This is a genomic window from Plantibacter sp. H53 (assembly GCF_001650455.1).
In the GTDB taxonomy this organism is placed as follows: Bacteria; Actinomycetota; Actinomycetes; order Actinomycetales; family Microbacteriaceae; genus Plantibacter; species Plantibacter flavus_A.
In genome coordinates this window covers 43,404-66,448 of the sequence record NZ_LWCT01000008.1, presented here as the reverse complement: position 1 = coordinate 66,448, position 23,045 = coordinate 43,404, and the positions used below count along the sequence as shown (strand labels likewise).

Here is a 23,045-nt window from a genome sequence, read left to right as displayed (position 1 = left end):
CTTCGGGCTCGGCGCGTGCGACCGTCGCCTAGAGTTGAACCACGGTGCGCCGTCGCCATGGACGTCTCGGAGCCGCGCACCGCACCTCGGAGGAAGAGCACCATGAGCACCCCAGCGCGCCCGGCACGCAGCCGCAACCCGTTCAGCCGACCGAAGGACGACGGTCCCCGCGCGAGCCTCAAGCAGCTCATGCCGTACATCTTCGAGCACCGCTCGATCCTCATCGTCGTCATCATCCTGAGCGTCATCGGAGCAGCCGCGTCACTCGCCCAGCCGCTCATCGTCAGCCAGGTGATCGGGGTCGTCGAGGCGGGCCGGTCGCTCGGCAACCTGGCGTGGCTCCTCGTCGGGCTCGTCGTGGTCTCCGGCGTCATCAGCGGGTATCAGCACTACCTGCTGCAGCGCGCAGGCACCGGGGTCGTCTACTCCTCACGGCGCCAGCTCATCGCGCGCATCTTCCGGCTGCCGATCAGCCAGTTCGACACGCGCCGCACCGGCGACCTCGTCTCGCGGGTCGGCAGCGACACGACCATGCTCTACGCCGTCCTGACGCAGGGCTTCGTGGACGCTGTCGGCGGTGCCATCACCTTCCTCGGCGCACTCATCGCCATGGCGATCATCGACCCCGTCCTGCTGGGTCTCACCCTCCTCGTCGTCATCGTCTCGGTCGTCGTGGTCGTCGCGCTGAGCGGACGCATCCGCGTCGCCAGCCGCGAGCAGCAGACCAAGGTGGGTGAGCTCGCCGCCGCGGTCGAGCGGGCCATCAGCTCCATCCGCACCATCCGCGCGTCCAACGCGACCGACCGCGAGATCGACGCGGTGGACGGCGTGGCCAAGGAGGTCTACGGCGTGGGCGTGCGGATCGCGAAGATCTCCTCGCTGGTCGTCCCGGTCGCCGGCATCGCCATGCAGACCTCGTTCCTGGTCGTCCTCGGCGTCGGTGGGTTCCGCGTCGCGTCCGGGGCCATCACCATCGCGAGTCTCGTCGCGTTCATCCTCTTCCTGTTCATGATGATCATGCCGCTCGGTCAGGCCTTCGGTGCGATCACGAGCGTCAACCAGGCGCTCGGAGCGCTCGGCCGGATCCAGGAGATCCTCGACCTGCCCGACGAGGGCGACGACGACGCGGCCATCGCCGCGCGGGTCGGACGTCCCGGGGCCGCCTCAGCGTCCGCTCCGGCGATCGAGTTCGACGGGGTCGAGTTCGCCTACCCGGACGCGGCGGTCATCGAGCGCGAACGGGCCGCAGCGGAGGCGCTCGCGACCGAGGCGCTGAGCGAGGGCACCAGCGCACCGGAGGTCGTCGCCGCCGACGCCGCCCGGCTCACCGAGGCGCAGTCGGCGCTCGGTCGTCAGGTGCTCCGTGGGGTGTCCTTCGCCGCGATGCAGGGCAGACGCACGGCGCTCGTCGGACCGTCCGGCGCCGGCAAGAGCACCATCCTCGGGCTCATCGAACGCTTCTACGACCCGACAGCCGGTGCCATCCGGCTGGGCGGCGTCGACATCCGCACGATCCCCCGCGCCGACCTCCGGGACCAGATCGGGTACGTGGAACAGGACGCCCCGGTCCTCGCCGGCACGCTGCGTGACAACCTGCTGTTGTCGTCACCTGATGCGAGCGACGCCGACTGCGAGCGTGTGCTGCATGCGGTCAACCTCGGCGGGGTCCTCGACCGCAACCCGCTCGGTCTCGCCGCTCCGGTCGGCGAGGACGGCATCATGCTGTCGGGTGGCGAGCGGCAACGCCTCGCCATCGCTCGCGCCATCCTCGCGGCTCCCCCGATCCTGTTGTTGGACGAGTCGACCTCGAGCCTCGACGGTGTCAACGAGCAGATGATGCGCGAGGCCATCGACGCGGTCGCGACGGGGCGCACACTCATCGTCATCGCGCACCGGCTCTCGACCGTCGTCGACAGCGATCAGATCGTCGTCCTCGAGGAGGGTCGGGTGGTCGGCGTCGGCACCCACAGCGACCTCGTGACCGAAGTCCCGCTCTACCGCGAACTCGCCAAGCACCAGCTCCTCGTGTGACGCTCCGCTCGCCCGACCGTCGTCGGGGGGGCGAGCGGACGCATCAGGATCGGAGGCGGTAGCGCAGGGCGGCGAGTTCCGCACGGAGGGCGGCCGGGACGCGGCTGCCGAAGGTGTCGAAGAAGGACTCGGTGAGGTCGCACTCGACGAGCCAGGACTCGCGATCGACGGCGAACAGGGCGTCGAGGTCGGCCTCGGGCACGTCGATGCCGTCGAGGTTCAGCTCGTCGAGGACCGGCAACCGGCCGATCGCCGACTCCCGTGCGTCGACCTCGTGCTCGAGCCGCCGCACGATCCACTCGACGACCCGGGAATTCTCGCCGAAGCCCGGCCAGAGGAAGGAGCCGTCGGCGTCCTTCCGGAACCAGTTGACCTGGAAGATCCGCGGCGCTTTGCCGTGCTCGAGTGCACCGCCCACTCGGAGCCAGTGACTCCAGTAGTCCGCCATGTTGTAGCCGCAGAACGGGAGCATCGCGAAGGGGTCGCGACGGAGCTCGCCGACCGTGCCCTCTGCGGCGGCGGTCTGCTCGGAGGAGATCGTCGCCCCCATGAACACGCCGTGCTCCCAGCTGCTGGCCTCGACCACGAGCGGGACGTTCGTGGCGCGACGCCCGCCGAAGAGGATCGCGTCGAGTGGGACGCCGTCGGCCGCGTCCCAGTCGTCGGCGATCGACGGGCACTGCGCCGCCGCGACGGTGAATCGCGAGTTCGGGTGGGCCGCCGGGCGCCCCGACTCGGGCGTCCAGTCCTGCCCCTGCCAGTCGACGAGGTGAGCGGGCGGCTCGGGGGTCAGTCCCTCCCACCAGACGTCTCCGTCGTCGCGGAGCGCGACGTTCGTGAAGATCGTGTTGCCCCACAGGGTGTCGACGGCTGTCGCGTTCGTGCCGACGCCCGTGCCGGGTGCGACCCCGAAGAAGCCGGCCTCCGGGTTGATGGCGTACAGACGGCCGTCGTCGCCGGGTCGGATCCACGCGATGTCGTCGCCGAGGGTCTCGACCGTCCACCCGGGGATCGTCGGACGCAGCATCGCCAGGTTGGTCTTGCCACAGGCCGAGGGGAACGCGGCGGCGATGTGGAACGCCCGGCCCTCCGGCGAGACGACCCGGACCAGCAGCATGTGCTCGGCCAACCAACCCTCGTCGCGTCCGATGACCGAGGCGATCCGCAGTGCGAAGCACTTCTTCGCGAGGAGTGCGTTACCGCCGTAGCCGGAGCCGAAGGACCACACTTCGCGCGTCTCCGGGAACTGGACGATGTACTTGGTGTCGTTGCACGGCCAGACCACGTCGGCCTGCCCCGCGTCGAGCGGGGCGCCGACCGAGTGGACGGTCCTGACCCACGGTTGTCCGTCGGCGATGAGCTCCAGCACGCGGTCGCCCATCCGCGTCATGATCCCCATGCTGAGCACCGCGTACGCCGAGTCGGTGATCTGCACGCCGAGCTGCGAGAGCGGCCCGCCGACCGCGCCCATCGAGAACGGCACGACGTACATCGTGCGACCGCGCATGCTGCCGGCGAAGACCCCGTGCAGTTCGTCACGCATCACCGCGGGATCCCGCCAGTTGTTGGTCGGGCCGGCGTCCTCCTCCTGCTCGGAGCAGATGAAGGTGCGGTCCTCGACGCGCGCGACGTCGCGCGGATCGCTGCGGGCGAGGAAACTGTTCGGCCGCCACTCGGGGTTGAGCTTGATCAGCTTCCCCTCCTCGACGAGCTGGTGGGTGAGCCGGTGCGACTCGCTCGCGGAGCCGTCGACCCAGTGGATCGCGGACGGCTCCAGGAGGGCCGCGAGGTCGTCGACCCAGGCGTGCAGCTCGTCGAGGCCGGTCCGCTTCGGGCGCGGCACCGCTCGGAGCTCCGCGCGGGCGGCGAGGGCGGGTGCGGTATCGGGAATCAGTTCGGCGATGGACATGCGTTCCTCCGGCGTTGGTGGGACGGTCAAGAAGTGGTCATAGAGCCACCATGCGCCTGATTGTGTCGATCTTCACGGGTATTCACCCTTCAAGAATCGCGGTTCTTTCGATACGGTGAAGGAATGACGCCGACTCCCGCATCGACCGCCGCTGCCGAACTCCTCACGCTCGGCCATCGGATCCGGCACTTCCGGACCCGGCGAGGCCTCACCCTCGACGACCTCGGCGAACGGGTCGGGCTGGCGGCGAGCCAGCTCTCCCTCATCGAGAACGGGAAACGCGAGCCGAAGCTGTCGGTCCTGCAGGAGCTGACGACCGCGCTCGGGGTCGACCTGACCGACCTGCTGTCGAAGGAGGCACCGAACCCCCGCGCGGCACTGGAGATCGAGCTGGACCGCCTCCAGCGCAGTGCCCTCTACGGCGAGTTGACCCTGCCGATCGTCAAGCCGTCGAAAGGCATCCCCGACGAGGCCCTCCGCGCACTCGTGGGCCTGCACCGCGAACTGCAGCGGCACGCGAGCGAGGCGATCGCGACCCCGGAGGAGGCGCGGCGTGCCAACACCGAGTTGCGGGAGTGGATGCGGGAGCGCGACAACCACCTGCCCGAGATCGAGGAACTCGCGGAGTCGCGCGTGCTGCGCGCCGGGCACAGCACCGGCGCACTCACCCACCGCACGGTGAGCATCATGGCGGAACAGCTCGGCTTCGACCTCATCTACGTCAACGACCTGCCGCACTCCGCCCGCAGCGTCACCGATCTCGAGAACGGGCGCATCTACCTGCCACCGGCCTCGATCCCCGGCGGACACGGCCTTCGGTCCATGGCCCTGCAGGCGATGGCGCACCGCCTGCTCGGGCACCAGCGTCCGACGAGTTACGCCGAGTTCCTCCGGCAACGGCTCGAGATCAACTACTTCGCTGCGGCGGCGCTCATGCCGCAGACGGCCGCGGTGTCGTTCCTGCAACAGGCCAAGCGCGACCGCAACCTGGCCGTCGAGGACTTCCGCGACGCCTTCGGGGTCACCCATGAGGCCGCGGCGCTGCGCCTGACGAACCTGGCGACCGCCCGGCTCGACATGCGCCTGCACTTCTTGCGGGTCTCCGAGGACGGGGCGATCTCGAAGGCCTATGAGAACGATGCGCTGCCGCTGCCCGTCGACGTGACTGGCGCGGTGGAGGGCCAGATCGTGTGCCGGAAGTGGAGCGCACGGAATGCCTTCGCGCGGACGAACCGCACCACGGAGCTCTACCAGTACACCGACACCCCGGCCGGTACCTTCTGGTGCGCGACGCAGACCGGCACGACCGAGGCCGGGGAGTTCTCGATCTCGGTCGGCGTGCCCTGGGGCGAGGCGAAGTGGTTCCGCGGACGGGAGACCACGACGCGTGCGGTCTCCACCTGCCCGGACCCGACCTGCTGCCGTCGACCGCCGTCGGACCTCGCCGACAAGTGGCGGGAGCAGGCCTGGCCGAGCGCCCGGTTGCACACCCACATCCTCTCCCCGCTGCCGAGCGGCACCTTCCCGGGCGTCGACGACTCCGAGGTCTACGACTTCCTGGAGCGTCACGCGGCGGGCTGATCGCTGGGGGCGGCTACGCCGTCGCGTGTTCCCGGGGTGCTGCAGAACGCCCAGGCCGGGAGGTGCCCCTGGCGGATCAGCGACCCGACGGTCGCCGCCAGCGGGTGGTCCAGCTCCTCGTCGACCAGCTCGGCGAGGAAGGCGGTCGCGCGCGTGCTCTGGCCGAGCGCCCACGACAGCCAGGCGAGCATGGCGAGCGGCGCGACGCGTGCGGGCTCCGACGCTCGCGCCGCGACGCCGAGGAGCAGGCTGCTCGCTGCACGGATACGTTGGACGTCGGGATGCGGTCCGTCGCCGACCAGCAGGTGGGCGACCCGATGGAACACCTCCGGGTCGTCCGTCCCGACCGGCAGATGCCCGTACGCGCGTTCGGCGTCGTCGAGTTCCTCGCCCAGCTCGCGCCCGAACGCCCACTGCATGAGTGCGAGATCGCTCGCCCAAGGGCGTGAGAGGCTCAGCAACAGGAAGGCCACTTCCCGGGCGGTCATCCCCTCGACGCCGCGGGCGAGCGCGTCCTCGAAGATCGCAGGAAGGCCGTCGAGTCGTTCCACGGCGTCTCCGACGTCGATCCGGCAGGTCATGCGGGCGCGATCGGCGGCCTCGTCGAGCATGGAGGCCAGTCGAGCGCAGAGCACCCGGTACTCGAGGTCGACGGCTGCGAACGTCGCCACGTCCACCGACGGGACCTCGGTCGTGACGAGCTCCCAGGGGAGCGGTGGGACCGGCGGGACCGCCGCCGAGGCCACGATCGCCGGCGGACGCCCTCCGGCGGGGAGTCCGGGGTCGAGGTAGGAGCCCCAGCCGTCAGCGGCCGAGCAGAGGGCGTCTTTGACCGTGAACCCCTGCGCGGTCGCCAGCTCGAGGACGGCGTCGGCGATCGTCCTTCCCGGCGGCTCCGCCCCGGCTCCGAACGCGTCGTCCGTGTAGACCACGGGCACGATGGCGTCGACACCCGGGGCCCGGCAGGCGAACCCGAGTGCTCGCTCCGCGGCGGCGTCCGCCACCTGCCGGTCGACGTCCGTTCCGGCAGGCAGGTGCACCTGGAGTGCGCCGCGGCTGTGACGGCCCGCGAACAGGACGACGACGAGACTCGATCTCGGAGTGCTTCCGACGAGTCCGGGGATGAGGGCGAGGAGGTCTTCGGCCGCGTTGGCCTGCACGATGTGGTTCATGGAGCCAGCCTCCGTCGAACCCGGGTCCGACTGTCCGGCAGGCGTCACGGATGTGGAGCGGATGCTGTCGCTGCCGCACTGTGCAGCGCGGTCGCCGCGGAGTAGAGTGTGCTCGTCAGACTCCGCAGCACGGGGGTCGTTGCTCGAAAAAAGGGCGATAGCGCGGCCAGCACCGGCGAGACACACACGGAATCCCATCCGTCCACGTTCTCGAAGGTCTCCCATGTCCGAACACGCTTCGTCGACCGTTCCCACGTCGACCCGCTCCTCCACCGTCTCCGCCCGGGTGGCACAGGCACTCACCCGCCATGTCTCCGAGGTGTTCGGCGTCATGGGCAACGGCAACGCGCACCTCCTCGACGCACTCGCCACGACCAGAACCCGCTTCACCGCCATGCGTCACGAGGCCGGGGGCGTCGCCGCAGCCGACGCCTACGCCCGCGCCGGCGGCGGTCTCGCTGCCGCGACCGCGACCTACGGAGCCGGATTCAGCAACACCCTGACGCCCCTCGCGGAGGCGGTGATGGCCCAGATCCCGCTGATCCTCGTCGTCGGTGACGCCCCGACCACCGGGGCCCGCCCCTGGGACGTCGACCAGTTCCAGATCGCCGCCGGGCTCGGTGCGCCGACCTTCACCGTCGGTCGTGACGACGCCACCGCGACCACGCTCCGCGCCATCGAGCACGCCGTCCACCGCCGGACCGCGGTCGTACTCGCGATCCCCTACGACCTCGCCGCCGTGGCGTCCGACGAGCCGCTGCGAGCGGACGGGACACCACACCACCCGGCGCTCGTCCGGCCGTCCCGCGTGGAGCCCGTCGCGCGGCGCCTGGACACCGCCGCCGCCGCTCTGCGCGGCGCACACCGTCCGCTCATCCTGGCCGGGCGTGGAGCCTGGCTGGCCGACGCCGGACCGGTCCTCGGCGAGCTCGCCGAGCGGCTCGACGCCCACACCGCGACCACGGCGCTCGGACGCGGGCTCTTCGGTTCCAGCCCCCGCGATCTCGGGGTGGCCGGCGGCTTCGCGACGGAGCACGCCGCGAGTCGCATCGCCGAGGCGGACGTCGTGCTCGTCGTCGGCGCCGGCCTCAACCAGTTCACGATGCGGTTCGGCGAGGCCTTCTCCCCCGCTGCCCACGTCATCCAGGTCGACCTCGCCGACGCCCCGACGAACGCCAGGGTCGACGAGCTCGTCCACGGTGACGCGGCCCTCGCAGCCGCAGGTCTCCTGGAACGGCTCTCCGACGGCGCGGGGTCCGGATGGGTCGCGTCGGCCGGTCACGCCCGCCCAGCACCGCACCTCGACCGCGACCTGGGTGACGGCTCGTCCGGCGACGGACTGTGCGCCGACGGGCGCCTCGACCCGCGCAGCCTCGCGCATCGACTGGACGAGCTGCTCCCGGCCGACCGCACGGTCGTGCAGGACGGCGGCCACTTCATCGGCTGGGCGCCGATGTACTTCGACATCCCCTCCCCCGACCGCCTCGTCATGGTCGGGACGGCCTACCAGTCGATCGGGCTCGGGTTCCCGAGCGCGGTCGGTGCCGCGGCGGCCGGGCACAGGGGCACCACCGTCCTCTGCACCGGCGACGGCGGCGGCCTGATGGCGCTCCCCGACCTCGACACCGTCATCCGCACGGTACCGAGCGGCGTGATCGTGGTCTTCAACGACGCCGCCTACGGAGCCGAGGTCCACCAGTACGGCTCACGTGGACTCGACCAGACCCCGATGCTCATCGACGAGGTCGACTTCGCCGCCCTCGCGCGGGCGTTGGGTGGCCAGGGCGTGACGATCGACACGCTCGCGGACCTCGACGGACTCACCGACTGGGTCCACGCCGGGGCGCAGGGCGTCCTGCTGCTCGACTGCCGCATCTCCACGAGCGTCGTCGCCCCGTACCTCTCCGAGATGATGCACCAGGGACCACGACCGGTGGCCGTCGACTGAGCCTGCGCCGCGCCACCGCGGGTATCGTTGACGGGTGCTTCCTCAGCCTGCCCCGACCAAACCCACCTACGTCATGTCGACGGACGGCATCCGGATCGCGACGTACCTCCACGAACCGGCTCCCGGCACAGGCGACCTCGGCACGATCGTCGCGGTGCACGGCTTCGCCTCGAGCGCCGGCCTCAACTGGGACCTCGCCGGGTGGACGCGCACACTGACGCGTGCCGGGTACCGCCTGCTGAGCCTCGACCAACGCGGTCACGGAGCCTCCGACAAACCGACGGATCCCGCCGCATACCGACTCGACATCCTCGTCGACGACGTCCTGTCCGTCCTCGACGGCTACGGCGTCGACGAGCCGCACTACCTCGGGTACTCGCTGGGCTCCCGGGTGGGTTGGCGGTTGGGCGTCCGACACCCGGACCGCGTGCGTTCCCTCAGCCTCGGCGGTCTTCCCGAGGGCGACTCGCTCCGCGACTTCGACCTGGAGTCGGCCCGTCACCATGTCAGGACCGGGACGACGATCGCGCACGCCCTGACCGACACCTACGTGACGATGGCAGAGGGCGTCCCGGGCAACGACGTGGAGGCCCTCATCGCCCTGGTGGAAGGCCTCCGCGGAGGACCCCAGCCGAGCACGGCCGAGGTGCCGCCGCTGCCGATGCTGCTCGTGACCGGAGACGACGACGCGGTCGCCGCCGGCAGTCGGCGGCTCGCCGAAGCCGCCGGTGCCCGCTATGTGGGGCTGCCCGGCCGCGAGCACTTCAACGCGGTCTCGTCGCGAGCGTTCAAGGACGCCGTGCTGGCGTTCCTCATTGAGCAGGGGTAGTCGGTCGCGACCGCTTCGGTCAGGCCGCGTGCCGGTGCTCGACCCGATCCTTCGCGAGCTTCGACGGCCACCAGATGGCGCTCCCGATGTCGTGGCTGAGGGCCGGGACGAGCAGCGTCCGGACGATGATCGTGTCGAGGAGGACCCCGAACGCCACGATGAACGCGATCTGCGCGAGGAAGAGGATCGGGATGACGCCCAGCGCCGCGAACGTGGCCGCGAGCACGAGGCCGGCCGAGGTGATCACGCCGCCCGTGATCGCCAGCCCCCGCAGCACGCCGGCCCTCGTCCCGACCCGCAGCGACTCCTCGCGGACCCTCGTCATGAGGAAGATGTTGTAGTCGATCCCGAGCGCCACGAGGAAGACGAAGCCGTAGAGCGGCACACTCGGGTCCGCGCCCGGGAACCCGAGCACGTGGTCGAACACGAGCGCGGAGACCCCGAGGGCCGCACCGAAGGACACCACCACGCTGAGGATCAGCAGGACCGGGGCGAGCACCGAGCGGAGCAGCAGCATGAGGATGAGGAGGATGACGGCGAGCACCACGGGGATGATGAGGTTCCGGTCGTGGATGGACGCGTCGTTCGAGTCGATGGCGGTCGCCGTGACGCCGCCGACCGGCGTGTGGGTGCCGACCTCGGCGTCGAGGGTCGAGCGCAGCTGTCGCACGCTCTCCTCCGCCGTCACGGAGTCCGGTGCCGCGTCGAGGGTCGCCTGGAGGAGGATGCGGCCGTCGTCGACCGTCGGTTCGGCGGACGCCACCGGGGTCCCCGGCGGCCCCGCGGCGGGAGCCGTGAACACCGCCTCCCCGTCGCTCACCGTCGCATCCGCGGTGCCCGTCGCGGCGTCGCTCGACAGCACCTGGACGCTGTCGAGACCGTCAGCATCCTCGAGGATCCCGATGACCTGCGCGGCATCGCCCTCTTGCGTGAGGACGTACACGGGGCTCGCCGAGCCGGCCGGGAAGTGCTCACCGAGGGCGGCCTGACCGTCACGGGCCTCGGAGGTGCCGAGGATGAGGTCGCTCTGGGCGACGCCGTCCGCCTTGAGCTGGAAGACCCCGAGGCTCGCGACCAGGAGGAGCAGGGTGCTCCCGATCCAGACGACGCGGGCGTGACGGGAGATCAGACGGGCGATCCCACCCCACAGACCGGTGGTCGGCACAGCGGTGTCGTCGGTCGATGAGGCGCGCACCCGGTGCTCGCTCCCGTATTTCGGGCGCAGCGGCCAGAACGAGGTGCGACCGCAGGCCAGCAGGAGCGCGGGGAGGAAGGTGAGCGCCGCGAGGACCGAGAAGACGATCCCGATCGAGGCGACCGGCCCGAGCGCCTTGTTCGAGTTCAGGTCGCTGAGCAGCAGGCAGAGCAGTCCGGCGATGACCGTGCCGCCCGACGCGACGATCGGCTCGAACGATCCACGGAGCGCAGCCCACGTCGCATCCCACCGCCGCTCGTGGTCGCGGAGGGCCTCCCGGTACCGCGAGACGTAGAGCAGCGAGTAGTCGGTCGCCGCACCGATCACGAGGATGAAGAGGATGCCCTGCACCTGGCCGTTCAGCAGGACGACGCCGGCCTTCGCGAGCCACCACACGGTCAGGAGTGCGGTGCAGAGGGCGAACAACGAGGTGCCGAGTACGAGGAACGGGAGGACCGGCGAGCGGTACACGACGATGAGGATGAGGAAGACGGCGCCGAGCGCGGTCAGGAGGAGGATGCCGTCGATGCCGGCGAAGGCGTCGGTGAGGTCGGCGGTGAACCCCGCCGGTCCGGTGACGAAGACGTCGAGGCCGGCCGGGGCCGCTTCGGCGAGCTGTGCACGGATGGCCTCGACGACGTCGCCGACCTCCGCGTGACCGCTGATCGGGACGAAGACCTCGACCGCGGCTCCGTCCTCGGAGGGGATGGCCGGCGAGACGCCGTCGGCGACGCCCTCCGTCGAGGACAGCGCTGACAGCTCGTCGTCGATTGCGCCCCGGTCCTCGTCGGTGATCCCGCCGTCGCGGACGAACAGCACGAGGGCCGGGATGTCGTCGCCCTCTCGGAACCCGTCGAGTGCTGTCTGCACCTCGGTCGCGTCCGCGCTCGCGGGGAGGAAGCTCGTCTGGTCGTTGGTTGCGACCTCGCTCACCTTCCCGAAGTACGGACCGCCGACGCCGGCGGCCGTGAGCCAGAGGAGGATGAGGACCGCGGGGAGCACGACCCGCAGCCACCGCGGCGCACCCGCACGGTCCCGCTGCTGCGTCCGGGGTTCCGCGTCCGTCCGCGTTCCGCCGTGTCGTCCGTGCGTCATGCGCGCGCCCCGTTCTCGCCCTGCTCCGAAGAATACGCAGCTAGCTTACTATCTGCGTCGGGCACCCGGGGACGGAGGTCACACGGGGACGACCACACCCCCGGCCTCGGCGATCTCGGCGAGCGCCGCATCCCCGGCGGCCTGGTCGACGGGCGCGACGAGACCGGCGAGGACGCGGACCTGCAGGCCATGCTCGATGGCGTCGAGGGCACTGACCCGGACGCAGTAGTCCGTCGCGAGGCCGACGACGTCGACGTCGGTGATGCCCGCCTCGGCGAGGACATCCCCCAGGCTCCGACCCTCCGGCGTCACGCCCTCGAAGATCGAGTATCCGTGGGCGCCCTGGCCCTTGCGGATGTGGGTGTCGACGCTCTTGGTGTCGAGCGCGTGGTGGTACTCGGCGCCGGCACTCCCCGCGACGCAGTGCACCGGCCAGTTCGTCACGTAGTCGGGCTCACCCGTCGCGAAGTGACCGTCGTTGTCGCCCTCGGCGTCGTGCCAGTCGCGTGAGGCGAACACGTGCGCGTATTCGTCCCCGTGCTCGGCCAGCAGCCGCGTGACCCCCGCGGCGACGGCCTCGCCGCCGTCCACACCGAGCGCACCGCCCTCGGTGAAGTCGTTCTGTACGTCGATGATGAAGAGCGCGCGCGCCACGATGCCTCCGGGTTGTCGTCGTCCCGCCTCGGTGGAAGTGGGTTCCATCGAGGGTAACGCCGGGGAACCGACCGGGTGAGGTGGTTGCGCCGCGGTGACTCAGAGGCGACGTGCGCGTTCCTTGCGGCGATCGAAGAACTGCAGACCGATGTTGACACCCATCAGGACGGTGCCGAGCAGCATGGACACGAGCCCGGCGATGCGGAACCCGACGGGCAGCTCCAGGAGCAGCGCGAAGACGATCCCGAGCACGATGAGCGCGGCACCCGCGGAGAACAACACCAGATACTTCATGCCCCAACGGTACCGGCTGAGCGACGACCCCCGGACGGGACCGCGACCTAGGGTGGAGACATGAACCGTCTCCGTCGTCGCGCGCAGCTGCTCATCGCGGCGGGCGCCGCCGTCCTGCTCGCGGTCACCGCCGCCGGCTGCTCCACCTTCCCGAGTGGTGCGAGCTCCGACACCGGACCGACCCATTCAGCGGGCGGGTTCCCCACGGACGTCGTCTTCGACTACCAGCTCGGTGGCGGCTACGAACCGGCGGCAGGGGTGGGCGGCGTCGCGCGCGACAGCACCGACTCCCCCGACCCCGACCGGTACTCCATCTGCTACGTCAACGGGTTCCAGAGCCAGCCGGCCGATCGCGAGGCCTGGCTGGCCGAGCCCGACCTGGTCCTCACCGACGACACCGGTGAACCGATCATCGACGAGAACTGGCCCGACGAACTCATCTTCGACCTCTCGACCGACGACCGTCGTGCGCGCATCGCCGAGCGGGTCGGTGCGAGCATCACCCGCTGCGCTGAGGCAGGCTTCGACGCCGTCGAGATCGACAACCTCGACTCGTACACCCGGTCCGACGGTCGACTCACCGTGGAGGACGCGATCGCCCTCGCCACCCGGTACGCCGACCTCGCCCACGATGCCGGCCTCCTCATCGGGCAGAAGAACGCCGCCGAGCTCGGCACACGTGGTCGGGACGACGTCGGGTTCGACTTCGCCGTCACGGAGGAGTGCCACCGCTTCGACGAGTGCGCCACCTACACCGAGGTGTACGGAGGCGCCGTGCTGGACATCGAGTACACCGACGACCTGCGCGGCACCTTCGACGAGGTGTGCGCCGATCCGCAGGTCCCGTTCTCGACGATCCTGCGGGACCGCGACCTCACGCCGTCGGACGACCCCGACCACGTGTTCGAGGCCTGCGCACCGTAGGCACCGACCGGGCATCCGCTCCGGAGCAGGAGCCCCCGCAGCGGGGCATCCTGCTGTGGGGATCCTCGGCGCTCAGGCATATCCAGCAGGTGTCGGTACCGTGGAGGCATGATCCGGATCCACGACGCATGAACCTGGAGCAGCTGGAGGCGGTCGTCGCCGTCGTCGACTACGGCTCGTACGCCGCAGCGGCCGACGTCCTCCGCATCTCGCAGCCGTCGCTCACCAGACGCATCCAACGCTGCGAGACGGACCTCGGGCTCGCGCTCTTCACCCGGGTGGGTCGACGCATGCAGGTCACCGATGCCGGCCGGTCCGTGCTCGGTCCGGCGAGACGGATGCTCCAGGAGGCGAAAGGGCTCCGCGCGCTCGCCGACGCGCAGCAGGCGCTCACCGCCGGCACGCTCCGGATCGGTGCGCTCCCCTCGCTCGTCGCGACCCACGTCCCGGAACTCGTCGCCCGGTTCCACGCCGCGCACCCAGACGTCCGCATCGAGGTCACGGGTTCCGTCGACTCCGCCGAACTCCTCGAAGCCGTCGACCTCGGGCGCATCGACCTCGGTGTCGCCGATGTGGCCACCGCCGGCCCCGGTGTCGAGGTGCGCCTCCTGGAGGAACAGCGGTTCGCGATCGTCCTCCCCGGCCTGATGACCGTCGCCGAGCGCGAGGCCGGCCACACGCCGCCGACCATCACCGGCGACGAGCTGGCTGCGCACACCCTGGTGACCCTCCCGCGCGGGACGTCGATGCGCGCCGTGACCGACGAGGCCTACGCCCGCTTCGGCGTGCAGCCACCGCGGGTGATCGTGACCACCCAGCGCGACGCGCTCACGCGGTTCGCGACCGCCGGTGTCGGGCTGACCGTGGTCCCCGAGCGGCTCGCCGACTGGGCGGCGGCGAACGGCGCCCGGGTCCGCCGGTTCCCGACACCAGTCACGAGGGACATCGGCCTGCTCGTCCGCCACGACAGCCTCGGGACGCCGGCCGTGAGTGCCTTCCTCCGCTTGGCGGAGCGGGTCCCACCCGGGGTCTGACGACGCCCCGCGTCAGCCGCAGAGGTCCGCGGCGGCGTTGCGGGACTCGACCTCGACGGGCGCCGGCGCGGCAGGCGGGGTCAGCGAGCCGAAGTCGTCACCGATGACGAGCACGACGTCCTCCTCGTCCGGCCCCGGTTCGCCGCTCACGACGACCGTGATCCCCAGCTCCTGGGCGAGGGAGGCGGCCGTCGCCCGAGCCGCGTCCGAATCGCGCGCGAGCAGGACCGTCACCGGGGTGTCCGTCTCCGCGTCACCGATCGACGCGACGGTGTAGCCGAGGGCGGTCAGTCGGTCGGCCGTCGCCGTCGCGACCCCGTTCGTCTGCGAGCCGTTGAGGACGCTGACCGCCTCGACCCGCACCGGTTCGACCGGGGCGACCGGCTCCGCCGGGGACGCGTCAGCGACTCCCGCGATCGGCACCGGGACATCGGTGGCGAGGCTCGAGAAGACGATCGCCGCGTCATCGCTCGGGACGACCCGGTTGGCGTCCGACGGTGCCTCGGTCCACGGCATCGTCAGGAAGGTGATGGCCGACGCCGGCACCTGTGAGACCCGGTGCGCGAGCGAGGTCAGGCTCGCGAGGTCGCCGAGCGCGGTGTCGACGGTGAGCGAGGAGGTGACCGCGTCCAGGAAGCGGATGAGGCGGTCCGGCCGGGTGAGCACCTCGGCACTCAGCGCCCGCTGCACGATCGCGGACATCACCATCTGCTGGTTGCCGAGGCGCGAGATGTCACTGCCGTCACCCACCGCGTGCCGGGTGCGGGCGAGCGCGAGCGCCTGCGTCCCGTCGATGACCTGTGCTCCGGCGGGCAGCGCGAGGTTCGAATAGGGGTCCTCCATGTCCGCCGGCAGACACACGGCCAGCCCGTCCATGCCGTTGACGATCGCCTGGAAGCCGCTGAAGTCGAGCTCGATGAAATGGTCGATCGGCACACCGGTCATCGCTTGCACCGCGGCGACTGAACAGGCGGCCCCCGAGTTCAACGCCGCGTTCACCATCCCGTAGTCGTCGGGCGTCCCCCGCCCGGTGTCCGTGCACATCGACAGGTCGGTCAGCGTGTCACGCGGGATCTGCATCGCGTCGATCCGCGTGTTGCCCTCGGACACATGCACGAGCACCATCGCGTCGCTGCGCTTGGTACCGGTGTCCTCGCCGTAGTCGCCGATCTCGAGGTCACGACTGTCGGAGCCGAGGAGGAGGACGTTGATCGCCGGGTCCGGTGCGCCTGGCTCCGCAGGCTCGGTCGAACGTCCGGTCGGGGCGGCGATGGCCTCGGAGCTGAGATTGCCCTGCAGCCGCAGCGCGAGCGCACCGACACCTCCGAGGAGCGCGAGCACGAGGCCGCCTGCGATGCCGACGATGAGGCGCCGGCGGCGGACCCGTGCGCTCACCCCACCGCCGTGACGGCGAGCGTGGGCGGCACGTGGGCGGACGGGTGCCTCGGGGAGATCGGGTCTGCGCATCGTCCCAGTGCACCAAGCGCCGAAGCGGCGGACAAGCAGCCTGCCCGGTGCGACTCATACGCGGCGCGCATGCGTCGGAGGATCAGCTCACGGGCGAGGCGACCTCCGAGCCACGCAGTCCGGGCACCGCACGCTTCCCGAACTGGCCGGTGACGACCAGGATGAGCGCCGTCGCTGCGAGGAGGATCCAGCCCGGCCAGCCGAGCAGGGTGCCGAACACACTGCCGGTGTCCTGCATCGACGTCGGGCTGGCGAACAGCAGCAGCGCCCCGACGGCGGCGTTCACCGCGCCGTGGGCGATCACCGCCGGCCAGACCGAGGCCGAGCGGAGCCGCAACCATCCGATGAGCACGCCGAGCAGCATGCACCAGCCCACCATGAGGAGCAGGCCGACCACGTCGGTCCGCTGGTAGTTGTAGCCGAGGAGGACGAGTGGTGCGTGCCACACGCCCCAGACCGCCCCGGACAGCAGGAGGGCGGGCCAGGTGCCGAGCGGCAGGAGGTTCGGCAGCAACCAGCCGCGCCAGCCGAGTTCCTCCCCGAACGCGGACAGCGATGCCACCAGGACGCCGAGGGGCAGGGTGAGGAGCTGGACCAGGGCGACCGTGGTGAGGTCGTCCCGCCCGAGCTCGCCGGCGCCCGAGGCGGTCATGATGGCGGCCAGACCGGACAGGCCGACGAGGTCGAGCTCGATGAGCCCCATGGCCTGCCCGAGCAGCATGGAGCAGAACGCGAGGACGGGGAACCCGACGAGCGCCGCCGCGCAGAGCCCGAGGGTCCGGCCGAGGGGGCGCAGCGGCGCGAGTCCGAGCAGCCGCGGGATGCTCCTCGGCCGGGCGACGAACAGCACCACGACGAGCGCGGCGATGGTCGGGGTGTACATCATGCCGAGGGCGATGAGCTGGAACCAGGGGTTCGCGAGTCCCTCACCCGACAGCCACAGCGGTGCGGCGACGAGCCAGGCGAGGCCGACGGCGAGCACGGTGAAGACCGTGACGGCGACCCACGGGACCCTGGTGGGCAGGATCGGGGCCAGCTCGCGGTTGCGCCGGCGCTCGCGGTCCGCCGCCGACTCCGGCTGCTGCGCGAGCACGGCACGCCCGGCGGCACCGATCACCGGAGCCGCGGCCGGTGCCGGTGCCGGTGCTGGTGCCGGCGATCCGTCGGCGAGCGTCGTCCGGATCGGTCCAGGCGCGGGCTGTCCGATCGGCGCCCAGCCGCCCTCGTTCGGTGTGTCGTCCGGTCGCTGCATGTGATCCCCCGTGGTCGCGAACAGCTTCCCACGCTACGGAGCGACGGCGCGGGGCGCATCCGCCGCCCGGGGGATCACGCGGTGAGGTGACAGCCGCAGGACTCCCGCAGGAGGAGCCCGACGGGGACGACGGTGCTGCGCTCGTGCTCGCCGTCCGCGTCACCGAACCGGGCGAGCGCCCGGGTGGCGGCCAGGCGGCCCAGGCGTGCCGGGTCCTGTTCGATGACGCTGACCGCCGGATCGAGCTGGTCGGCCATCGGGAAGTCACCGAAGCCGAGCGAGGCGATCCCCCGTGAGCGCAGCGCGGGGACGAGCGCCATCGTCACGCGCGCGTTCGCCGAGAACAGGGCCGTCGGTGGGGAAGCGAGGGCGAGGAGAGCGTCGACCACGGCGGCGGCCGGCTCGCGGTCCGTCGCGTCGAGGCTGACGAGGGCGTCGTCGAGGTCGATCCCACTCTCGGCGAGCGCCGAACGGTAGCCCTCGAGCCGGCGACGGGTGCTCGGCGGGTGTGCCGAGTCGGCGATGAAGGCGACCCGGGTGTGCCCGTGCTCGAGCAGGTGCCTCGTCGCGAGGTAGGCGCCGCGGTGGTCGTCCTCGACGAAGCTGTCGGCGTCGAGTCCACCGGGGGCGCGGTCGACGAACACGATGGGCGTGTGCTCGGCCCACGGCGCGAGCCACGACTGGTCCTCCGCGACGGGCGCGAGGACGAGCCCCATGAGCTGTGACCGGAGCAGCGAGTCGAGCACGGCACGCTCGCGCGCCGGGTCGTCGCCGATGCTCGTGACGAGGGTGGTGATGCCCGAGACGGAACAGACCTCCTCGACGGCGCGGACGACCGCGGCGAAGAAGGGGTCGACGACGTCCGGGACCGCGACGCCGACGGAGGAGGACCGCCCGGCGCGGAAGGTGCGCGCCAGGACGTTCGGGACGTAGTTCAGCTCCCGCATGGCCGATTCGACCCGCGACCGCGTCTCGGGGAGCACGTGCGGGTCGTCGTTGAAGACGCGGGAGACCGTCTTCGAGCTCACCCCGGCGAGGGACGCCACGTCCTGCATCGTGGCCATGGCTGCTCCTCGGGTGGTTCCACCTGCGTGGCGTGGTCGGATCGGGCTGGTTCGCGGGCGGCGACCGAGGACGCCGCCCACGATCCGTCAGCGACCGGCGAGCGCGGTCTCGATGACCTGCTCGAGCTCACGGAGGCGGGGCAGCGCCCGGTTCGTGAGCAGTTCCTCGCGCTTCGCCGACGAGATCGAAAGGCTATCCTTCCACAGCGAGCGACCGGCCATCGCGCCGCCGGCACCGTTCTCGACCGCGGTGCGGACCTGACCGACGAAGGTCTCGTGGTCGACGCCGGCGGACAGCACGGCCCACGGCACGCCGGCAGCGGCCTCGGTCACGGCTGCGGCGGCCTCGGCGGAGCCCGGGTACTGGAGCTTCAGGACCTTGGAACCGGCGGCGACGGAGATCTCCGCGGCGCCGCGCACGAGCTCGGGGAAGATCTCGGCGTAGGCCTCGTCGCTCTCGCCGTCGAGCTGGTACACGAGGATCTCGACGATGAGCAGCACGCCCTCGGCGGTGCACTCCTCCACGAGGCGGGCGATCTCGTCGATGACGACCTGCTCGGCCTCCCGCTGGTCGGAGCGCAGGTAGAAGAGCATCTTGGCGGCGTCGCCACCGAGTTCGCGGACCCGGCGGGCGTCCATGCCGGGGACGTACTTCGTCCGGCGCAGACCGTTCTCGGTGTCGAATCCCGAGGAGTCCATGCCGACGACGAGACCGGTCGTGCGGGAGAGGGTGCGCTCGTCGACGACGAGCGGGAGGGCGACCTCCGGGTCGAGGAGGATGGCGGGTGCGTGGTTGCCGAGGAACCGGACGAGGTCGCTCTTGGCCTCGGCGAGTTCGTCACGGCTGATGCCGGCCGCGCCGTTCGGGGCGTCGGTCATGACGGCCTTCATGCCGTTGCGCTGGTCGCCGGCGACGATGAGCATGCCACCGCCCGGGGTGCTGATCGTGGCCATGGCGCGGCGTTCGAGCGTCGTCAGCTCGTTGGTCCTGGTGGCTACTGCGTTCATGAGGTACTCCTTGTGCTTCGGATGGGGTCTGGTCCCGGCAGCGGTCGCGCCGGGGAGGATCGGTCTGCGTGGTCGGGTGGTCGGTCAGGGATGTGATCGGGAGGTGGCGGGTTCGAGGAGGGCCCCGGCGAAGACGGCTGCGCCGTATGCCGTGTCCTGAGACCGGTGCGACACCTGCACGCCGGGCAGGACGGCCGCTCGGGCGCGTTGCACGGACCGCATGCCGGCCCAGCCGCCAGTGAGCAGCGCCGAGGTGGCCGGGGCGACCTCGCGGTCCATCGCCGCGATGAGCACGGCGAGTTCGTCGTTGCCATGCCGGAGCACCGCTTCGAAGATCTCGGCCGGTCCCGCACCGTCGGCACGGACCGTGAGCTTGAGGACGCCGTCGTCGTTCCGGGCGCCCGCGACCGAGACGTCGCCGTCGCCGAGCAGCCCGCGCGCCGGGAGCGCCATGACCTCGTCGTCCAGGCGGTCGCGCCCTGCGCGGTCGGTCACCCCGACGAGCTGGAGGGTGCGACGCATGAGCAGACCGGTCTTGACGCCGGCGACGAGCACCCAGGTGCCCGGCACGACGTGACGGACGCAGTTGATGAACACCTCGGCGAGCCGCTCGCGGGCGGCGAACGGGAGTGGTTCGTCGAGGCGTCGCAGCAGGACCTCGGCCGTGCCCATCGACACGTGGTACCGCTCGGCGGGGAACGAGCCGGTGGAGACGGCCGACACGAGGTGGTCGTGGCCGGCGACGGTCAGTGCCGCACCGGAGAAGACCGCCGGCACCCACGGACTGCTCGCGGTGCCGAGCGGGGCACCGGCGTCGGTGAACGGCGGGAGGAACGAGGCGTCGACGCCGAGGTGGTCGAGCAGCTCGGGCCACGGCTCACCCGTGTCCTGATCGAGCAGGCCGGTGCGCGACGAGAGCGAGTACTCGGCGGCCTCCTCGCCGCCGAGGGCCGCGACGAGGTACTCCGGCAGGTTGAGCCAGCGCGTCCCGGCGAGGTCGAGTCCGGCGTCACGGAGGTGGAGGAGCTTGACGACCGAGACCTGCACGCCGAGCGGCAGGCCGGTCCGACCGGCGAACTGCTCCGCGATCTCGGCGGGGAGGGCCGCGAGCTGTTCGGCGCCGCGCGGATCGAACCAGGCGATGGCGGGCGCGACGGGCCGGCCGACGGCGTCGAGGACGATCCCGGACTCCCCCATGCCGGAGACGGCGAGCGCCCGAACCCGTGCGGCTGGCCCGAACCGGTCCACGAGTTCCGCACCGACGTGGTCGAGGAGCTCCCGGACGGTGGCGATGAGGGACGCTGCCTCCATCACGGTCGTGCCGCCTGGACCGGCGAGCCACGGGGTGGGCAGCTGGTGGATGAGGACCTCGGCACCGTCGGCGTCGGTCACGAGGATCTTGACGCCGGTGCTGCCGAGGTCGAGGCCGGCGACGAATCGATCCGAGGCCACGGAGGTGACGGCGGTCGAGTCGAGGTTCGCAGCAGGGTGCACGGCGGTGTCCGTTCAGGTTCCGACGTCCGTGTCGGCTTCCGACGATGACTCCATGTCATCGATGTCATGGCGAGCATACCTCGTTCATGTCATCGATGACATACCCGAGCGCGAATTCTTCGGAAACCGGGAACCGGATGGTGACGGAGGCCGGTGGGCTCAGTCGCCGAAGTCGTCGGCCGCCGGCTCGAACACGATCTCGAGGTCGACCTCGAACGACTCCCCGGGCTCCACGATCCAGCCCGCCTTCCCGCGATCCGGACCGGCCGCGTGACTCGGCCAGCAGGTGCCGGGTTCGATGCCGAGGGCGTACGACCCCGCGGCCGTGCTCCGCCACACCGTGAGGAACGGCAACTGCTCCGGTCGGAACCGGACCGTGACCGTGCCGGCCTCGCCCGACAGGGTCGCGATGGACCAGCCGTCGGGCCCGGCGACCGCGTCGAGGGCATCGACCTGCTCGTCGGCCGCCGGCTCGGGCTCGCCGATCACCCGCCGCCAGCCACCGGGGTCCGTGCGTTCGGACCCCGCCCCGCCAGGGACGTCGGCCTCGGCCGCCACGACGGCACCGCCGTGCAGCAGCGGCCAGCCGAGGTTCACGTGGTAGAGCAGGCGCACCGGCTCGGCGACGAACCCCTCGTTCCGGACGACGTCGTGCAGACGGATCCGCGCGACGCCGACCTCCGCTCGGATGTTGCGGGACACCGTGAGGTTCTGTTGGAAGACGGCGCCCTCGCGGAGCAGGCCGCCGACGAGGAGCTCGTACCGGCCCGCCGCAGTCCATCGCCCCTCGCGGCGGGTCACGGTCGCCGGGATGCGATGCGCCCGACCGTGCATCCCGCCGTCCGCCTCCGCGGCCACGCCGACCGCGGCGAGCCCGCAGGTCGTCAGCAGACCGCCCTGCCAGCGACGGGCCCAGCTCTCGGCCTGCGGAGCGGTCGTCGGCGCGACGAAGGACACGACCTCGCCGTTCCAGGAGGCCTCGCCGAGGTCGAGGAACTGGTCGACCTCGACCGTCACCTCGAGTCCGCCGAGGTGGCGCAGTTCGACCTGGCGCCGGCCCGTCGACGGCCCGTCGTCGACGCGGACTGCACGCGGAGCCCACGCACGCTCGACGGCACCGGATCGGGCCTCGACGAAGCGTCGACGCCTGGCGCCCCACACGGCGTCGCGGTCGGCCTGGTCGTCAGGCGTCTGTTCGGGCGGCGTCGTCGTCATTGCGGGTCCTCGGGTCGGTGTGGTCGGGTCGAACGGTTCGGCGGGTGGGGCCGGCTCAGAGGGCGGTGTAGCCGCCGTCGATGACGAGGCTCTGGCCCGTGAGGTACGAGGAGGCGTCGGATGCGAGCAGCAGGACGAGCCCGTGGAGGTCCTCGGGCTGACCCATCCGGCCCGCCGGGATGGCCGCGGTCCACTCGGCGGCCAGGTCGGGGTTCGCCTCGGTGAACTCACGGGTCATGTCCGAGAGGAAGTACCCGGGGGCGATCGCGTTGACGCGGACACCGGAGGGTGCCCACTCGACCGCGAGCGACGACGCGAGGTGACTGACCGCCGCCTTCGACGCGTTGTAGGAGGCCTGGAACTGCGGCTGGTTCACGATGAACGCCGACATCGACGAGATGAAGACCGCCGAGGCGGGCCGGCCCGCGGCGATGGCTCGACGGGCGAAGGACTGCGCGGCGAAGAAGGTGCCGTCGAGGTTCACGGCGAGCACCTTCCGCCAGGTGTCCGCCGGCACGTCGACGCTGTCGCCCCAGATGGTGATGCCCGCCGCGGTCACGAGCAGCGACGGCGCGCCGAGCTCGGCCTCGGCAGCGGCGAAGGCGGCCTCGACGGCGGTGGCGTCGGTGACGTCGACCGCATGCGCCGAGGTGCGGACGCCGTACTCGGACGCCAACCGCTCGGCCGACTCGTGGACGGTCGGCAAGAGGTCGAGCAACGCCACCTGGACGCCCTGCGCGGCGAGCGCCGTGGCGATCGAGTAGCCGAGCCCGCGGGCCCCGCCGGTGATGACGGCCGTACGGCCGTGGAGGTCAGAGAACATGTGTGGTCCTTCGATCGGGGCGGGCTGATGGAGGTGTCGTCGGGCGACGCGAGTCG

General features: G+C 71.4%; 18 protein-coding genes. 6 read left to right on the top strand and 12 right to left on the bottom strand.

Annotation, left to right across the window (positions count from 1 at the left end):
• Positions 1 to 102 precede the first annotated feature (102 nt).
• The gene (locus A4X17_RS06270) at positions 103 to 2,031 is read left to right on the top strand and encodes an ABC transporter ATP-binding protein (RefSeq protein ID WP_064294811.1); all 1,929 of its coding nucleotides are present in this window, start codon (positions 103 to 105) and stop codon (positions 2,029 to 2,031) included.
• Positions 2,032 to 2,074: 43 nt separating this feature from the next.
• Here the strand turns inward: A4X17_RS06270 and A4X17_RS06265 are convergent, their stop codons facing one another.
• The gene (locus A4X17_RS06265; protein ID WP_064294810.1) at positions 2,075 to 3,940 is read right to left on the bottom strand and encodes a phosphoenolpyruvate carboxykinase (GTP); all 1,866 of its coding nucleotides are present in this window, start codon (positions 3,938 to 3,940) and stop codon (positions 2,075 to 2,077) included.
• 123 nt (positions 3,941 to 4,063) lie between these two features.
• Between A4X17_RS06265 and A4X17_RS06260 the strand changes: the two genes are divergently transcribed.
• Positions 4,064 to 5,521 (top strand): helix-turn-helix transcriptional regulator, encoded by a 1,458-nt coding sequence (locus A4X17_RS06260; protein WP_064294809.1) that lies wholly within the window; start codon positions 4,064 to 4,066, stop codon positions 5,519 to 5,521.
• Here A4X17_RS06260 and A4X17_RS06255 read toward each other — a convergent pair.
• The gene (locus A4X17_RS06255) at positions 5,506 to 6,693 is read right to left on the bottom strand and encodes a DUF4192 family protein (RefSeq protein ID WP_064294808.1); all 1,188 of its coding nucleotides are present in this window, start codon (positions 6,691 to 6,693) and stop codon (positions 5,506 to 5,508) included. The two genes, A4X17_RS06260 and A4X17_RS06255, sit on opposite strands and share 16 nt — an antisense overlap.
• 223 nt (positions 6,694 to 6,916) lie before the next feature.
• Here A4X17_RS06255 and A4X17_RS06250 point away from each other — a divergent pair, with 223 nt between their 5' ends.
• Both A4X17_RS06250 and A4X17_RS06245 read left to right on the top strand, forming a co-directional pair.
• Positions 6,917 to 8,641 carry a thiamine pyrophosphate-binding protein gene (locus A4X17_RS06250; protein WP_064294807.1) on the top strand — a complete coding sequence of 575 codons (1,725 nt, stop codon included), beginning with the start codon at positions 6,917 to 6,919 and terminating at the stop codon, positions 8,639 to 8,641.
• A gap of 34 nt (positions 8,642 to 8,675) precedes the next feature.
• On the top strand, positions 8,676 to 9,470 hold the full coding sequence (locus A4X17_RS06245; protein WP_231884307.1) for an alpha/beta fold hydrolase: 795 nt from the start codon (positions 8,676 to 8,678) through the stop codon (positions 9,468 to 9,470).
• Positions 9,471 to 9,489: 19 nt separating this feature from the next.
• Here A4X17_RS06245 and A4X17_RS06240 read toward each other — a convergent pair whose 3' ends face one another.
• The 3 genes from A4X17_RS06240 to A4X17_RS06230 form a co-directional block, all read right to left on the bottom strand.
• On the bottom strand, positions 9,490 to 11,760 hold the full coding sequence (locus A4X17_RS06240; RefSeq protein ID WP_064294805.1) for an efflux RND transporter permease subunit: 2,271 nt from the start codon (positions 11,758 to 11,760) through the stop codon (positions 9,490 to 9,492).
• Between the two features lie 78 nt (positions 11,761 to 11,838).
• The gene (locus A4X17_RS06235; RefSeq protein ID WP_064294804.1) at positions 11,839 to 12,414 is read right to left on the bottom strand and encodes an isochorismatase family protein; all 576 of its coding nucleotides are present in this window, start codon (positions 12,412 to 12,414) and stop codon (positions 11,839 to 11,841) included.
• A gap of 99 nt (positions 12,415 to 12,513) precedes the next feature.
• Positions 12,514 to 12,708: a hypothetical protein gene (locus A4X17_RS06230; RefSeq protein WP_064294803.1), complete on the bottom strand. Its 195-nt coding sequence runs from the start codon at positions 12,706 to 12,708 to the stop codon at positions 12,514 to 12,516.
• Between the two features lie 60 nt (positions 12,709 to 12,768).
• On the opposite strand from A4X17_RS06230, the gene A4X17_RS06225 reads away from it, so the two are divergent.
• Positions 12,769 to 13,632: an endo alpha-1,4 polygalactosaminidase gene (locus A4X17_RS06225; protein ID WP_064294802.1), complete on the top strand. Its 864-nt coding sequence runs from the start codon at positions 12,769 to 12,771 to the stop codon at positions 13,630 to 13,632.
• Between the two features lie 128 nt (positions 13,633 to 13,760).
• Positions 13,761 to 14,666: a LysR family transcriptional regulator gene (locus A4X17_RS06220; protein WP_064294801.1), complete on the top strand. Its 906-nt coding sequence runs from the start codon at positions 13,761 to 13,763 to the stop codon at positions 14,664 to 14,666.
• Between the two features lie 12 nt (positions 14,667 to 14,678).
• Here A4X17_RS06220 and A4X17_RS06215 read toward each other — a convergent pair whose 3' ends face one another.
• From A4X17_RS06215 to A4X17_RS06185, 7 genes are all read right to left on the bottom strand, one after another.
• Positions 14,679 to 16,133, bottom strand: a complete 1,455-nt coding sequence (locus A4X17_RS06215; protein ID WP_082915970.1) for an LCP family protein — start codon at positions 16,131 to 16,133, stop codon at positions 14,679 to 14,681.
• Between the two features lie 82 nt (positions 16,134 to 16,215).
• Positions 16,216 to 17,385 (bottom strand): CPBP family intramembrane glutamic endopeptidase, encoded by a 1,170-nt coding sequence (locus tag A4X17_RS06210; protein ID WP_082915969.1) that lies wholly within the window; start codon positions 17,383 to 17,385, stop codon positions 16,216 to 16,218.
• 74 nt (positions 17,386 to 17,459) lie between these two features.
• Positions 17,460 to 18,449 (bottom strand): LacI family DNA-binding transcriptional regulator, encoded by a 990-nt coding sequence (locus tag A4X17_RS06205; protein ID WP_064294799.1) that lies wholly within the window; start codon positions 18,447 to 18,449, stop codon positions 17,460 to 17,462.
• Between the two features lie 87 nt (positions 18,450 to 18,536).
• A complete protein-coding gene (locus A4X17_RS06200; protein ID WP_197479028.1) occupies positions 18,537 to 19,457 on the bottom strand; it encodes a hypothetical protein in 921 nt (306 codons plus the stop codon).
• 84 nt (positions 19,458 to 19,541) lie between these two features.
• Entirely contained in the window at positions 19,542 to 20,951 is a 1,410-nt protein-coding gene (locus tag A4X17_RS06195; RefSeq protein ID WP_197479027.1) for an L-fuculokinase, read from the bottom strand.
• A gap of 159 nt (positions 20,952 to 21,110) precedes the next feature.
• A complete protein-coding gene (locus A4X17_RS06190; RefSeq protein WP_064294798.1) occupies positions 21,111 to 22,166 on the bottom strand; it encodes a DUF4432 family protein in 1,056 nt (351 codons plus the stop codon).
• Between the two features lie 55 nt (positions 22,167 to 22,221).
• Entirely contained in the window at positions 22,222 to 22,989 is a 768-nt protein-coding gene (locus A4X17_RS06185) for an SDR family oxidoreductase (protein ID WP_064294797.1), read from the bottom strand.
• Positions 22,990 to 23,045 lie beyond the last annotated feature (56 nt).